The organism is Arthrobacter cupressi (assembly GCF_900099975.1).
GTDB lineage: Bacteria > Actinomycetota > Actinomycetes > Actinomycetales > Micrococcaceae > Arthrobacter > Arthrobacter cupressi.
Genome location: NZ_FNEI01000003.1, coordinates 68,853 through 83,067 on the forward strand (window position 1 = coordinate 68,853; position 14,215 = coordinate 83,067).

The window sequence follows — 14,215 nt, forward strand, 5'->3', positions numbered from 1 at the left end:
TGCCGCCGCGACTACGCCTGGTAAGTCGTCGTGCCCGAAACCTCAGGGATCTCCACCCAAGCGCAGGAGTCGGCACTGCGCAGGGCGGCATCCACCAGTTCGGAGGCAGACCAGCCGTCCGCCACCGAGGGCCCGAGTTGCCTTCCTTCGGCAACCGATCGGAGGAACAATGCTGCCTCGATCGTCTTGAGGTCGTTGAAACCGATGCCGGGACCGGGCCCGGGCTGGAAGCGTCCGAACTCCCCGAACGACGGGGGAGTCATGATGGTGCGGTAGCCGCTGCGGTCCGTGGCGACTTCGAGTTGGTTCATGCGTTCGAAGTTCCAGCGCAGGGATCCCTCGCTGCCGTAGACCTCCACGATGTATTCGGCGTGCGGGCCGATGGCAACGCGGGTTGTTTCGAACATGCCGATCGCGCCGCCCTCGAAGCGGGCGAGCATGGCTGTGTAGTCTTCGTTCTCCACTTCGCGGGTCACATCGGATGCCTCACCCGTGTTGAAGGAGTTCGACGAGTTGCCCGCGGGGAGAGGCCGGTCCTTGATGAAGGTTTCGGTGACGGCATTGACCGAGGCGATACGGCCCACCAGGAACTGTGCGAGGTCGAACCCGTGGCTGAGGATGTCCCCGAGGACACCTGATCCTGCGCGCGCCTGCTCATAGCGCCACGTGAAGACCTGGTTCGGGTCCGAGGCGTAGCTGGTCAGCAGGCGGATCTGTACGTTCGTGATGCGGCCAAGTGCTCCGGAACGGATGAGGCGGCGGGCCTCGGCGATGGCGGGAGCGTGGCGGTAGTTGAAACCCACCGAGGTAATCAGTCCGGCGGCTTCAGCGCCCTGTGCGATCTCACGGGATTCCCGGGCGCTGCGTCCCATGGGCTTCTCGATCCAGAAGTGCTTGCCGGCTTCGATGGTGGCCAGGGCAATTTCGTGGTGGAGGAAGTTGGGGGAACAGATGGAGACGACGTCGACGTCCGGGTTTTCCAGGACTTTGCGGTAGTCGGTGGCGGTTTCCTTGTAGCCGAGCGCGTCTTCTGCGTGGTGGCGTCCGGCGTCGTCAGGATCTGCGGCGATCACCAGCTCCGGGTGCCGTGGCAGTTCCGGGAAGAACTGCTTGGTGGCGAGGTAGGCGCGCGAATGCAGCCTCCCCATCCACCCGACCGAGATAAGGCCTACGCCAATGCGGTTTTGGTGTTCCAAGAGGGCTCCTTAGTCTCTACCGCTCTCCGGCGGTGTCGTGCCGCGGAAGGGACGGCGGCATCTATTGATCAGCCTAGGAACGCAGGCGGTGTGCGCTGTGTCTCAATCTGAGACATCCGAAAGCCCCACAGCACTGGTCTAGTGGAGCCTGACAGCCCGCCACGAGAGTAAGAAGGAGCCCCGTCGACGATGATGGACCGCATTCACACGATCCCCCGGGAGCAAACGAGAGTCCTTGTCACGGGGGCCACCTCCGGCGTCGGAGAGGCCACGGCGAAGCTGTTCGCGGGCAGGGGCGCCAAAGTGGCGCTGCTGGGACGACGCCCCGAGGAACTGCGGCGCGTCGCTGAGGAGATCGACGGCGGCGCGCACACCGTGGTTGCCGACGTCGCCGATGCAGAATCCGCGGTCAACGGCGTGCGGGCGGCAATCCACATGTTGGGCGGCATCGATGTAGCGGTGAACGCGGCAGGCGTCGCTGGATTTGCGGTCCTCGAGGAAATCAACGAGCACCGTTGGCGCGAGGTGCTGGACACGAACCTCTCAGGCACGTTCTATGTTTCCCGCGAAGCCGGTCTGCACATGCGCAGCTCGGGCGGGGGAGCAATTGTCAACGTGGCTTCCGACCTCGCCTCGATGGGCGTGCCGGGGCTTGCGCCTTACTGCGCTTCGAAGGCAGGCGTCGTCGGACTCACCCGGGCCCTTGCCTTGGAGCTGGCTCCCGATGTCCGCGTCAACGTAGTCTGCCCGGGGCCGATCGACACGCCAATGCTGCGGGCAGGTTTGGCCGCCGAGGATGACCCGCTTGAGGCGTTGCGGCTCAAAGAGAGCACCGTGCCGCTGAACAGGCTCGCCGATCCCCGCGAAGTGGCAGCGGCCATTTACTTCCTGGCGGTTGACGGGACATTTGCCACCGGAACCAGCATGGCGTTCGACGGCGGCACAACAGCTGCCTGAATGCCTCCCCAATACCTGTCAAGACACGAGCCCAAGGAGCTTTTGAAGGATATGCAAGAGTCGAATTACAACGATCTCCGGAGCGCACGGTGGTTCGCCCCGCACGACCTGACCGGATTCGTGCACCGCACCGCCATCCAGGCAGAGGGCTTCTCGCGCTTTGCCATCAAGGACCGGCCGGTGATTGGCATCGCCAATTCCTGGTCCGAACTTGTCAACTGCAACATCCACTTCAAGCTCCTCGCGGATGCTGTGAAGCGCGGCGTTTTGATGGCTGGCGGTCTGCCGCTTGAATTCCCCACCATCTCCCTTGGCGAGAGCCTGATGAAGCCCTCCGCCATGCAGTTCCGCAACCTCATGGCCATGGACGTGGAGGAATCAATCCGGGCGTACCCACTGGACGCAATCGTTCTGCTCGGGGGCTGTGACAAGACCGTTCCCGCTCAGCTCATGGGTGCGGCCAGTGCCGACATCCCCACAATCATGCTCACGGGTGGCCCGCAGGAGCCAGCCCATTTCCGTGGCAAGCAGCTTGGGGTCGGCACGGATACGTGGAAGTACGCGGACGAACTGCGGGCAGGCAGGATCACCGAGGCTGACTTCGATGAGCTCGAGTCGGCAGCGAAGCCTTCGGCCGGTCACTGCAGCGAGATGGGCACGGCATCCACTATGACCTCCCTTGTTGAGGCTCTCGGAATGTGCCTGCCCGGCAGCGCATCGATTCCGGCGGTCGACTCGCGGCGCGGTGCCGCGGCCGAAGCGACGGGTCGCCGTGCGGTGGAGATGGCATTGTCCCAGGGGCCAAAGCCCAGTGAAGTGCTGACCAAGGAAGCCTTTGACAACGCGATCACGCTGCTGATGGCGGTCGGTGGTTCGACCAACGCCGTGGTACATCTCCTGGCTCTGGCCCGTCGGGTCGGTTACGAACTGCAGCTGGATCGTTTCCACGAGATCTCCCAGCGCACGCCCCGAATCGTCAACGTCAGGCCGTCCGGGGAGTACCTGGTGAAACAGCTGTTTGAGGCCGGTGGTGTGCCCACCGTCCTGAAAGCACTTGCGCCCCTGCTGCACAAGGATGCAGTCACAGTCACCGGCGAATCACTCGAAAAGGGCTTCATCTCGGCACCCGAGCCGGACGGCGTCGTCGTGAGTACGCTCGACGAGCCATTTGACGCCTCCGGTGGAATCGCCGTCGTCCGCGGTTCCCTCGCGCCGAACGGCGCAGTAATCAAGCGCAGCGCAGCGTCCAAGGATCTGTTGCAGCACAAGGGCTCCGCGATCGTGTTTGAGGATATCTATGATCTGGGCCGCAGGATCGATGACCCCGATCTGGATGTCACCGAGGACTCGGTGCTGGTGCTGCGCAACAGCGGACCGGTCGGTGCGCCCGGCATGCCGGAATGGGGGATGCTTCCCATTCCCGAGAAGCTCCTGCGCCGGGGCATCCGCGACGTCGTCCGGATTTCGGATGCCCGCATGAGCGGCACGGCTTTCGGGACAACGGTCTTGCATGTTTCTCCCGAGGCAGCGGTGGGCGGACCGCTCGCAATCGTGCGTGACGGCGATCCGATCGTGTTGGATGTCGAGAACCAGCGGCTTGACCTGGATATCCCGGCCGAGGAAATCGAGAGCCGGCTCGCCGAGCTCAAACTGCCAGAACCGAAATACCGTCGCGGGTACGGTCGCTTGTTCATCGACCACGTGAACCAGGCCCATGAGGGTTGCGACTTCGACTTCCTCAAGGGCTTGCCGGATGAGGAACCACAGCGGCTGCCTTATGGACTAATGAGCGGTTGGCAGGGCGGCTGGTAAACGGCAGTCCCCGTAACCATGAGATGTGAGGGGCCATCCCAAGGGCGGCCTCGGAAGGAAGAGATGTGTCACGACCAAAAGTGATTGCGATTGTCCAGGAAGGCCGCCCGGTTCCTCCGGTTGAGCGGCTGGAGGCCGAAGCTGATGTCGTTGTTGTTCGGACGGCCGACGAGTTCCGGGCTGCACAGCCCGGTGCCGAAATCCTGTTCCTGAACGACTTCCGGACCAAGCTCCTTCGGGAGGTAGGCCCGGGCGGTTTGCGCTGGATCCACACGTCCAGCATCGGGGTCGACACCCTGCTGACTGAAGAAATCGTCAACAGCGACATTGTGGTCAGCAATTCGCGCGGCGTGTGTGAGCGGCCCATTGCTGAATGGGTCCTCGGAGTGCTGCTGATGTTCACCAAGGATCTGCGCCGCACAATTGAGTTGCAGCGGGCGCGTACATGGCAACACCGCGAGACAGAGCCGCTGCTGGGCCGGAAGGTCTTGGTGGTCGGTCCCGGACCGGTGGGCCGCGAGACGGTTCTCCTCCTGCGTGCCGCGGGTATGGATGTGACCGTGGTAGGGAGGACCGCCCGGGAAGATGCGCAGCTTGGGGCCATCGCACCCTTCGGTGATCTGGATGTGCTTCTCGGTGAAGCTGACGACGTGGTGCTCACGCTCCCCCTCACGGAGGAGACCCGCGGCTTGTTCAATGCGGCGCGGTTCGACAAGATGTGTCCGGGTGCGCGGCTCGTCAACGTAGGCCGTGGTGCGGTGGTGGTGGAGCAGGATCTCATCGACTCCATCGACGCAGGGCATCTTGGTGCGGCCGCCCTGGATGTTTTTGAACACGAACCCTTGGCGGCGGAAAACCCTTTGTGGAGCCGGAACAACATCCTGGTCTCACCTCATGCATCAGGTGACTTGATCGGCTGGCGGGGACGCGTTGTGGACTCATTCGCCCGGAACCTGGGCCGGTGGAAGGCCAACGAGCCCCTCCATGACGTGGTGGACCTCAAGAAGCTGGGGGTGACGGCTCCGATCCTGGTGCCTGAGAAACCCTGATTTCCGTTCTTCCAGGGTTATGCCGGGCGGCAGGAATCGCCCGGCATAACCCGTGGGAATCAGGTGTCCCAGGCTGGTACAGTGCTCGCACGATCCGCGTCGATAGTGTGATTCAGCACTCAAGATTTCGCGACGAGGATTATATGTCAAGCACAACAAGAGGTACGACGAAAACGCCGGCCGAGACCCAGGAAACCAAGCTCAGCGGCAACATGGGCGTGGGTGAGCTCGTAATGAACGTGCTCGCTTTCTCCTCCCCGCTGACGACCGTTGCAGGCACTCTGCCTGTGATGCTGCTGTTCAGCGGCCAAACCGCCCCTGGCATCTACATCCTGGTGACTTTGATGCTGCTCATCTTTTCAGTCGGTTTCGTGAAGATGAGCCGGAGCGTTGAAGCTCCCGGAGGCTTCTACTCCTTCGTTACGGCGGGCCTCGGCAAGCCGGCTGGTCTCGGTGGGGCGCTCCTTGCGCTCTTCGGATATGTGTTCATCGGATTCTTCGCTCCCTCGCTCTTCGCCCTGACGCTGCAAAGCTTTGTGGTCAACACCCTGAACGGGCCGGATGTGCCCTGGTACTGGTACGGGCTGGGGCTCATCGTGGTCACCACTGTCCTGGCGTACAACCGGATTGATCTCTCGGCGAAGGTGCTGACGACGGTCATGTTGCTGGAGTCCGCAGTTGTTGTGGTTTTCGACATTGCGGCCTTCGCCACCGGTTCGGACGAAATGGTGCAAGGCATCGGGTTCTCGATGCCTTGGATTACCGACGCCGGGTTGGGCTTGGCGTTGCTGTTCGCCGTCGGAAACTTCTTCGGGTTCGAGGCGACGGTTATTTACCGGGACGAGGTCAAGAACCCCGACCGTACCATTCCCCGGGCGACCTACATGGCGGTTGTTGGCATTGGCCTCTTCTATGCGGTTGCGGCGTGGGCCTACATGGCCTTTCTGGGAGCCGGCAACGTTCAGGCCGCGGCCGAGGCCAACACGGTGAACCTCTTCAATGACGGTGCCACGGCACTGGTCGGCAAGATCTTTGCGGACGTTGGAGTGGTCCTGCTCATCACATCGATCCTGGCCTCGATGCTTTCGATCCAGAACATCGCTGCCCGGTACAGCTTCTCGCTGGCGGCCGATGGGGCTCTGCCCAAGGTGCTGGGCCGCGTACACCCCCGACACAAGTCTCCCTATGTGTCGACACTTGCCGTCGGCCTTTCGTGGGCCGCGGCCACGGTGGTCTTCACCGTGGCCGGGGTTGCCCCGGAGGCCCTGTACCCCATCGCCAGCGGCAGCGGCACCTTCTCTGTCCTGCTTCTGATGTTCATCACCAGTTTTGCCGTGCTGGTCTACTTTGTCCGCCGCCGCAGCTTCGCCCCGGAGTCCATGTGGAAGACCATAGTGGCGCCGATCGTCAGCGTAGTCTTCCTTGGCGTTATCACGTACTTGGCAATCACCAACTATCCGGAACTCATCGGCGGTTCCTCAGTTATGACGGCTATTTTCATGACCTTCACTTTTGCTTTGTTCTTCGGCGGGATTGTTTATGCGTACTTCCTGCGGTCGAAGCGCCCCGATGTGTATGCGCGTCTGGGTCGGCAAGAGATCGACTAACGGTCCCTTCTTCAAATCAAAACTTCGAGATCTGGAGATCTGCAATGACGCAACAGATCAGAATCGGCCTGTTCGGAACCGGCCGGATCGGTCAGGTGCACGCCATGAGTCTGGCGACCCTGGACGAAGCGACGCTTTCCTGGGTATGTGACCCATTCATTGAGGGTGCAAAGCGGACGGCTGCCGAGTACGGCGGCCGGGTGAGTGCCGATCCCGAGGAAGTATTCGCCTCAGGGGAAGTCGATGCAGTCATCGTCGCTTCGCCTACGGCAACCCATGTAGGACTCGTTGAGATGGCCATTGATTCCAATGTTCCGGTGCTCTGTGAGAAGCCTATTGACCTGGATATTGCTCGCGTCGACGCGCTCCGGGCGAAGGCAGCGGAGTCGGATGTGCCGATCGCGCTGGGATTCAACAAGCGCTTTGACAGGCACTTTGTGGAGTTGAAGCGGCGGGTGGCAGCCGGCGAGATAGGTGCCCTGGAGCAATTGGTTATCATCAGCCGGGACCCCGGCGAGCCGCCGGCTTCGTATCTCGCTGAATCGGGCGGGATTTTCCGTGACATGACCATCCACGATCTTGATCTGGCACGCTACTTCATTCCCGATATCGTCGAGGTATCGGCGCGCGGCGCGAATGTCTTCAGCGAAAACGTCCGGCAGGCTGATGACTTTGACTCGGCCGTCGTCACGCTCCGCGGAGCCAACGATGAGCTCGTGACGATTGTAAATTCGCGCCATGCCGCCTATGGCTACGATCAGCGTGTTGAAGCCTTCGGCTCCACAGGGTTGCTTCATGTGGGCAACAAGAACGACACCCTCGTCCGGCACTGGAGCGCCAGGGCCGTTGAAGCGATCGGTCCCTACCAGAACTTCTTTTTGGAACGATATGCGGAGGCATACCGTCTCGAGGTAGCCGAATTCCTCCGCGCAGTTCGTGGCCTGCCTTCGCGGAGTCCGGGTTTTGAGGATGGAAGGGCGGCTCTCATCCTGGCGGACGCCGCGGGGATGTCGGCCCGGACCGGCGCTGCGGTCGCCGTAGACCTGGCCTCCTAAGGGGGCCGGATGATGCCTGCCTGGGCTGTGTGACTCCTCGCAACAGTCCACGGCCCAGGCCAGGCGTTGCCGACATACGGCATGTACTGGATCGTCCAGGTGGAGGCGATCGGGGAAGTTCGCCAATTTCATAAGGGCGGCGGATAAAGTCTCGCCGTGCCCGGAAAACGTTTGCTGGTGACCACCGGGATCAGGCGGAATTCTTCAAAAGAATTGCAGTTGAGTTGGCCGACAAAACTGTTCTTTCCGCAGATGATGAAACGTTTCATGCCCGTGTTCCATATTGGCACAGATAACCCAATGTGATGTGGGTCAAAGTTTCTACTAAGTGAAACAGTGTGGCCGGGGTCACGCGGAGTCTTAGGGCCCCTTCGGGTTCTCCTGGAATCTGCAGAGTCAAACAGCGTCGTTTGATTGACCACAGCCAAGGGCGTTTCACCGGTTCATTTGCATGGCCCTATCAAACGAGGATGAGATGACCGACGCACCACCGGCGACCCCTCCACTGGTCGCACTCAAGGATATACATAAGACATTCGGGGCGGTGTCCGCACTGCGCGGCGTCAGCATCGATGTCCAGCCCGGCGAAACCTTCGCCCTTCTGGGAGACAACGCCGCGGGCAAATCAACACTCATGAAAGTACTGACGGGTGTTTACCAACCTGATCGCGGATCAATCGAGCTGGACGGAAAGCGGACGGAGTTCCCCACGCCGTCGGCTTCACGCGACCAGGGCGTCGAGATGGTCTATCAGGACTTTGCCCTGGCAGACAACCTCGATGTCCGGACCAACGTCTTCCTGGGGCGCGAACCGCAAAAGAACATCCTCGGCCCGTTCCTGAGGATCATCGACCGAAAGAAGATGGAAGCCGAAACCAAGCGGGTGCTGGAGCGATTGGATATCCCGATCAACCCCCGGCTCAAGGTCAAGCGCTTGTCAGGTGGTCAGCGGCAGGCTGTCGCGATCGGCCGTGCGCTCGCCTTTGATGCACGCCTGATCATCATGGACGAGCCCACGGCCAACCTGTCGGTCGCGAAGGTGGACAAGCTCATCGAGGTGACCCAGCGGCTCAAGGACCTGGGCATCGCGGTCATCATCATCACGCACAGGCTGGACGAGGCTTTTGCGGTCGCCGACCGTTTCGCAGTGATGCGCCAGGGCCAGGTGGTCGGCCGCTTCCACGTGGGAGACGTAACCGAAGCCCAGGTGGCACACCTCATCTCACACGGCACCTTGGACGACTACGTCGACTATGGGGACGGCATCCCCGCGGAGCGCCGCAAGATCGGGAGCACATCATCCATGGACGTCGTCGACGCAATGGCCACACGCGGTAATACGACGGACGGGAGCGACTCATGAGCCTCATGACACAGAACATCAAGGCACTGCTGGGGCCGGCTGACCTGAAGCAAGGATCCGCGGCGACCAAGGTCAAGCGATTCGTGGGCGACTATGGAATTCTCATCTTCTTCGCACTCATCGTCATCTTTCTGGCTGTTGCTGCACCCAACTTCCTGACCCTGAACAACTTGGTCAACGTCGTCCGGCAGTCATCCATCATCGGACTAATTGCCTTGGGCATGACGTTCATCATGATCACGGCCGGCATCGATCTCTCGGTCGGGTCCGTGGTGGGTCTGGCGGGCATGACCTTCGCCTTGCTCGCCCCGGCCAGCGGAGGTGCTTTCTGGCTGCCGCTGATAGTCGGCCTCGGCGTTGGCCTGCTGGTGGGTTTCCTCAGCGCGGCAATGGTGGTGTGGGGAGGCATCCTGCCCTTCCTCGCAACACTGGCGACGATGGCCATCGCCCGCACGGCGGCGCTGGTGATCACAGACGGGCAGGTGGTCTCCGGACTGAGTGGCCCAGCTGAATGGCTCGGCTCGGGGTTCATCGGTCCCATTCCTGTGCCGGTCATCATCTTCCTCCTGGCCGCCTTACTGTGTGAGTTTGTGTTGAGCCGCACCAAGTTCGGTTCGCACGTCTATGCCGTGGGTGGCAACGAAGAGTCCGCCAAGAAAGTGGGTATCTCCACTGGCCGGGTGCTTTTCATGGTCTACCTCATCGGCGGGGTTACCGCCGCGCTGGGAGGTCTCGTTCTGACTGCCCGCCTGGATGGTGCGGCCCCGGTAGCAGGCACCGGCTACGAGTTGCAGGTGATCGCGGCAGTCGTAATTGGTGGGACGAGCCTCTTCGGCGGCGTCGGCACCATCCGGGGAACGGTCATCGGGGTGCTCCTGCTGGGCGTCGTGATGAATGGCATGAACCTGATGGGCGTCTCCTCCTACTACCAGCAAGGCGTCCAGGGCATCATCCTCGTGCTCGCCGTCCTGCTGAACCGCTGGAAGTCCGACTGACCTCCGGCTGACCCAACCACAAACCAACCAATCTCCTCGCGCACAGACAAACCATTGAAAGGAACAACCATGGGAATGCGACACAAGCTCGCTGCTGCCACCGCAATGCTGGCTGCGGGTGCACTTACCCTGACCGGGTGTGCCGGCGGCAGCAACGCCGACGGCAGTACCGCAGGCACCTCCGGGGCGGCAAGCAAGACCTACAACATTGGCGTTGTAGTTCTCGACCTGCAGGACCCGGACCTTGCCCACATGACCGATGCCATGAAGAAGACGGCCGACGAAAAGGGCGTGAAGCTCAACATCACCGATTCCAAGAAGGACGTCGGCAGCGAACTCAACCAGGTGGAAGATCTGCTCACCCGCCAGGTTGACGCCGTGATCATGCAGCCTTTGGACGGCGAAGCCAGCCAAAACGCGGCAAAGCGCGTCATTGCCGCCAACATTCCGCTCTTCATTCTGTCGACTGAATTCGCAGAGGGTTCGAACGTCGGCTACAAGAGCTACATCGGCGTGGATGACACGGTTGCCGGCGAGATGCAGGCCGAGTACCTCAACAAGCTGCTTCCCAATGGCGGCAACATCGTCTTCGCGGCCGGCATCTATGGCGCGTCATGGACCGACCGCCGCAAATCCGGCTTCGACAAGACAATCAATAAGAACTTCAAGATTGTGGCGGAGTTCCAGGCGAAGGGCAGCCGGGACGAAGCCAAGCGCAACATGGAGGACACGCTCCAGCGCTTCCCGTCCGGGAAGATTGACGCAGTGGTCGCAAACAACGACGAAATGGCCATCGGCGCAGCTTCCGCCATTTCGGACGCGGGCCGCACGGCCGAGTTCAAGGCAGTGGTTGGCGTCGACGGCACCGACCCCGCACTGAAAGACATCAAGGCCGGCACGATGACCGCAACGGTGCGCCAGGATTCGGCAGGGCAAGGCGTAAAGGCAGTCGAGGTCGTCACCGACTTCCTCAAGGGCGGGAACGTTGAGAACCGCTACACGCTGCCCTTCACGCTCATCACGAAGGACAACCTGTCCGATTTCCTGAAGTAATAAGCATCCAGGGCGACGGGCACGGCGGATCAATCCGCCGTGCCCGTTCCTTTTTGGCACACTGTGGCAGCTGTCCCGCCTGCCTACAGTCACGTGGGATCAACGAAATGGAGAACGCAGGCATGCCCAAGAGCGACGACGCAGTGATGGCCACGTTGTTGGAACGGCTCCGGACATCGGGAATCGACGTGGATGACTCTCCGCGAAGGCGCTCCGAGTACTCGTACGACGCATCCAACTATCGCGTGCGACCCGCTGCCGTGGCGTTCCCCAGGAACGTCGACGACGTGCGGACCGTGATGCGCGCATGCTCGGCTTCCGGGGTTCCGACCACTGCCCGCGGCGGCGGAACTTCGATGGCCGGAAACGCGATAGGCGAGGGCCTGGTAATCGATACTTCACGGTGGATGACAGCGGTAGGGACGCTCGACGCCGGTCACCGTGCGGTTTGGGTCGACGCAGGGGTCGTCCTGGGTGAGCTGCGTGCCCACGTTGAAAGGGCCACGCAAGGCGAGCTGACATTTGCCCCCGATCCTTCATCCCAGACACGGGCCACCATCGGCGGGTCCATTGGAAACGATGCGTGCGGAAACCACTCCGTGGCGTACGGACGCATGACCCACCACGTGCAGGAATTGGAACTCGTAACGGCCGACGGCGCCTACCTCAGGGCTGGCCGGGAATTCCTGCGCGCTGTCGATGAAACGGACGCCCACTCGGTTGGCCGGGCCGAGGAAATCCTGTTGGAACTCAGGTCACTGGTACAGGCCAATCTCGCGCCTATCCGCGTCGAGTTGCAGACCATTCCCCGCCAGGTCTCCGGTTACCACCTCGGACATCTGCTTCCCGAGCACGGCTTCGACGTCGCCGGCGCACTGGCAGGCAGCGAGGGGACCTGCGCAGTCGTCGTGCGGGCCAAAGTGGGCCTCGTCCGGAAGCCAAAGACAACAGCCTTGCTGTGCCTCGGCTACGAAGACACCATCGAGTCGGCCCGGGACGTTATGACAATCCTGGGGGCGAAACCAAGCGCAGCCGAAGGCCTGGACGCAGCGATCGTGGACATCATGCGCCACCGCAGGGGAGCAGCCAGCGTAGATTCCCTTCCGCAGGGCAACGCGTTCCTGATGGTCGAATTCTCCGGTGACACCATTACGGAGGCAAGCGATGACTGCGAACGGTTGCTTGAGAAGCTGCGTGCCGACGGACGGGTGATTGACCACTCGATAGTCACAGAGCCACTGGAACGGGCGAAGCTTTGGCGGGTCCGGGAAGACGGAGCCGGGCTGTCGTCCCGGCGAATCGACGGTGTTCAGACCTGGCCGGGTTGGGAAGATTCCGCGGTCGCCCCGGAGCGTTTGGCTGATTACCTGGCCGAGTTGCTCCCCCTCGTGCGGCAGTACGGCTACAGCGCCTTCATGTACGGCCACTTCGGTGCAGGGTGTGTTCACATGCGGCTGGACTATGACCTGCGCAGTGAATCGGGACGCAGGAAGTTCGAGGACTTTACGCGGGAGGCCGCGAAGCTGGTAGTGGCCCATGGCGGCTCCCTATCCGGAGAACACGGTGACGGGCGGGCCCGGAGTGAACTTCTGGACGTGATGTACTCCGCAGAGGTGGTGGCGCTATTCAAACAATTCAAACGTGTGTGGGACCCGGCGGGCGTGCTCAACCCCGGGATCATCGTGGATCCCGAGCCGTTTGCCGCATCGCTCGCCCTGGAGGATGTCGCCAGGCCGGGACCAAGCCACGGCGAGCAGGCCGCGCTCTTGGCTGCCGCCGTCGTGCCTTCCGCTGAGGACAGGACCCTGCTCCCAACGGTGAGCCCGTTTGTTGGCAACACGCACGCCTGCATCGGCGTGGGGCGCTGCCGGGCTACGGCCGGTGGATTCATGTGCCCGAGCTACCGGGCAACCAAGGATGAGAAAGACTCGACGCGCGGCAGGGCGAGGGTCCTCCAGGAACTTACGCGGGTCCAAGGGAGCGGCCGGGATGGCTGGTCAACCCCGGAGGTGCGGGAAGCCTTGGACCTCTGCCTTTCGTGCAAGGCCTGCTCGGCCGACTGCCCCACGGGCGTCGACATCGCAGAGGCCAAATCGCAGCTTGTCGATGAGTACTACCGCGGGCGCATCCGTCCCTTCACCCATTACTCAATCGGATGGCTGCCCCGATGGCTGCCGCTGCTGACCAAGGTCGCACCGATTGCCAACGTCGGCACGCGCATCCGTCCCTTCCGGTTCATGGGGGAGCTGCTTGGGGTCAGTGCCCGACGGCGGCTTCCGGACTTTGCCCGGTCCCGCAGGATCCGCCGGAGCATCCGTGAAGCTGGACTTACCGACGGCGCGCAGGTGCTTCTCTTCATTGACAGTTTCACCCGCGCTTTCAGGCCGGAGGTTGTCCCGGCGGCGGCCCGGGTGCTCCGCGACGCCGGCCGCTCGGTGGGATGCACACCGGACGCTTGCTGCGGGTTGACCTGGATATCCACGGGACAACGTGAAGGTGCCCGGCGCCGGCTCTCGCGGCTGATCACAAGGCTCGACGACGGTACGGACCGGGACATCGTCGTCCTCGAGCCCAGTTGCGCGGCGACCATCCGCGACGAAGGACCAAAGCTGGTTGGCGGCACGGCAGCGGCCAGAGTAGCAGCGAGGGTGCGTTCTTTCTCAGTCGCTGTGGATGAAGCCATCAACCGCGGATGGAAGCCGAAAACGGTCCCGCCCCAGGCCGCCGTGCTTCAGACGCACTGCCACGAACATGCTGTTTTCGGCTCCGGCGCCCAGAAGCGGGTGCTGGAAGCGTGGGGCGTCCCGACCATTGTGGAATCGTCTTCATGCTGCGGGGTGGCGGGAAACTTTGGTTTCGAGGCAGAGCACTTCGACGTGTCGATGAAGGTGGCTGAACACTCCATCATTCCTGCCCTTGGCGGGGGAGGCAGGGAGGCCTTGGTGCTCACCGACGGATTCAGTTGCGCAATGCAGGTTTCCCAGGTCGACGCCCAGCGCGAGAGCCAGCATTTGGCCATCGCTTTGGACCCGGAGAGCACCTGCGGCGCCTGAGACCGGCGGTGTCTCAAAATGACACGGTCGGCGCCCATCTCAGGGACACATGCTGGAAGTACCCAATAGCCCGAC

Annotated in this window: 11 protein-coding genes; 9 read left to right on the forward strand and 2 right to left on the reverse strand. The window is 62.3% G+C overall.

The genetic code is table 11. From position 1 onward, the window contains the following. Window positions 1-11: 11 nt before the first annotated feature. The gene (locus tag BLP88_RS04555; RefSeq protein WP_074587312.1) at window positions 12-1,196 is read right to left on the reverse strand and encodes a Gfo/Idh/MocA family protein; all 1,185 of its coding nucleotides are present in this window, start codon (window positions 1,194-1,196) and stop codon (window positions 12-14) included. Between the two features lie 189 nt (window positions 1,197-1,385). Between BLP88_RS04555 and BLP88_RS04560 the strand changes: the two genes are divergently transcribed. The 5 genes from BLP88_RS04560 (at window position 1,386) to iolG (ending at window position 7,676) form a co-directional block, all read left to right on the forward strand. Next, the gene (locus tag BLP88_RS04560) at window positions 1,386-2,153 is read left to right on the forward strand and encodes an SDR family NAD(P)-dependent oxidoreductase (RefSeq protein WP_074587313.1); all 768 of its coding nucleotides are present in this window, start codon (window positions 1,386-1,388) and stop codon (window positions 2,151-2,153) included. Next, entirely contained in the window at window positions 2,154-3,965 is a 1,812-nt protein-coding gene (locus tag BLP88_RS04565) for an IlvD/Edd family dehydratase (protein WP_245679765.1), read from the forward strand. Between the two features lie 80 nt (window positions 3,966-4,045). Beyond that, window positions 4,046-5,014, forward strand: a complete 969-nt coding sequence (locus BLP88_RS04570; RefSeq protein WP_245679766.1) for a D-2-hydroxyacid dehydrogenase — start codon at window positions 4,046-4,048, stop codon at window positions 5,012-5,014. 143 nt (window positions 5,015-5,157) lie between these two features. Then, window positions 5,158-6,621 (forward strand): APC family permease, encoded by a 1,464-nt coding sequence (locus tag BLP88_RS04575; RefSeq protein ID WP_074587317.1) that lies wholly within the window; start codon window positions 5,158-5,160, stop codon window positions 6,619-6,621. A 44-nt stretch (window positions 6,622-6,665) separates the two neighbouring features. Next, window positions 6,666-7,676: an inositol 2-dehydrogenase gene (iolG, locus tag BLP88_RS04580; protein WP_074587319.1), complete on the forward strand. Its 1,011-nt coding sequence runs from the start codon at window positions 6,666-6,668 to the stop codon at window positions 7,674-7,676. Between the two features lie 128 nt (window positions 7,677-7,804). On the opposite strand, the gene BLP88_RS18910 is transcribed toward iolG, so the two are convergent. After that, the gene (locus BLP88_RS18910; protein WP_175453490.1) at window positions 7,805-7,945 is read right to left on the reverse strand and encodes a hypothetical protein; all 141 of its coding nucleotides are present in this window, start codon (window positions 7,943-7,945) and stop codon (window positions 7,805-7,807) included. 206 nt (window positions 7,946-8,151) lie between these two features. Between BLP88_RS18910 and BLP88_RS04585 the strand changes: the two genes are divergently transcribed. The 4 genes from BLP88_RS04585 to BLP88_RS04600 all read left to right on the forward strand — a co-directional run bounded on the left by BLP88_RS04585 (window position 8,152) and on the right by BLP88_RS04600 (window position 14,140). After that, window positions 8,152-9,039 (forward strand): ATP-binding cassette domain-containing protein, encoded by an 888-nt coding sequence (locus BLP88_RS04585; RefSeq protein ID WP_074587320.1) that lies wholly within the window; start codon window positions 8,152-8,154, stop codon window positions 9,037-9,039. Then, window positions 9,036-10,034: an ABC transporter permease gene (locus BLP88_RS04590; RefSeq protein ID WP_084110806.1), complete on the forward strand. Its 999-nt coding sequence runs from the start codon at window positions 9,036-9,038 to the stop codon at window positions 10,032-10,034. The genes BLP88_RS04585 and BLP88_RS04590 overlap by 4 nt, the downstream gene beginning before the upstream one ends. A gap of 69 nt (window positions 10,035-10,103) precedes the next feature. Next, window positions 10,104-11,087: a sugar ABC transporter substrate-binding protein gene (locus BLP88_RS04595; RefSeq protein WP_074587323.1), complete on the forward strand. Its 984-nt coding sequence runs from the start codon at window positions 10,104-10,106 to the stop codon at window positions 11,085-11,087. A 107-nt stretch (window positions 11,088-11,194) separates the two neighbouring features. Further along, window positions 11,195-14,140, forward strand: a complete 2,946-nt coding sequence (locus tag BLP88_RS04600; RefSeq protein ID WP_074587324.1) for an FAD-binding and (Fe-S)-binding domain-containing protein — start codon at window positions 11,195-11,197, stop codon at window positions 14,138-14,140. The last annotated feature ends 75 nt before the right edge of the window (window positions 14,141-14,215 follow it).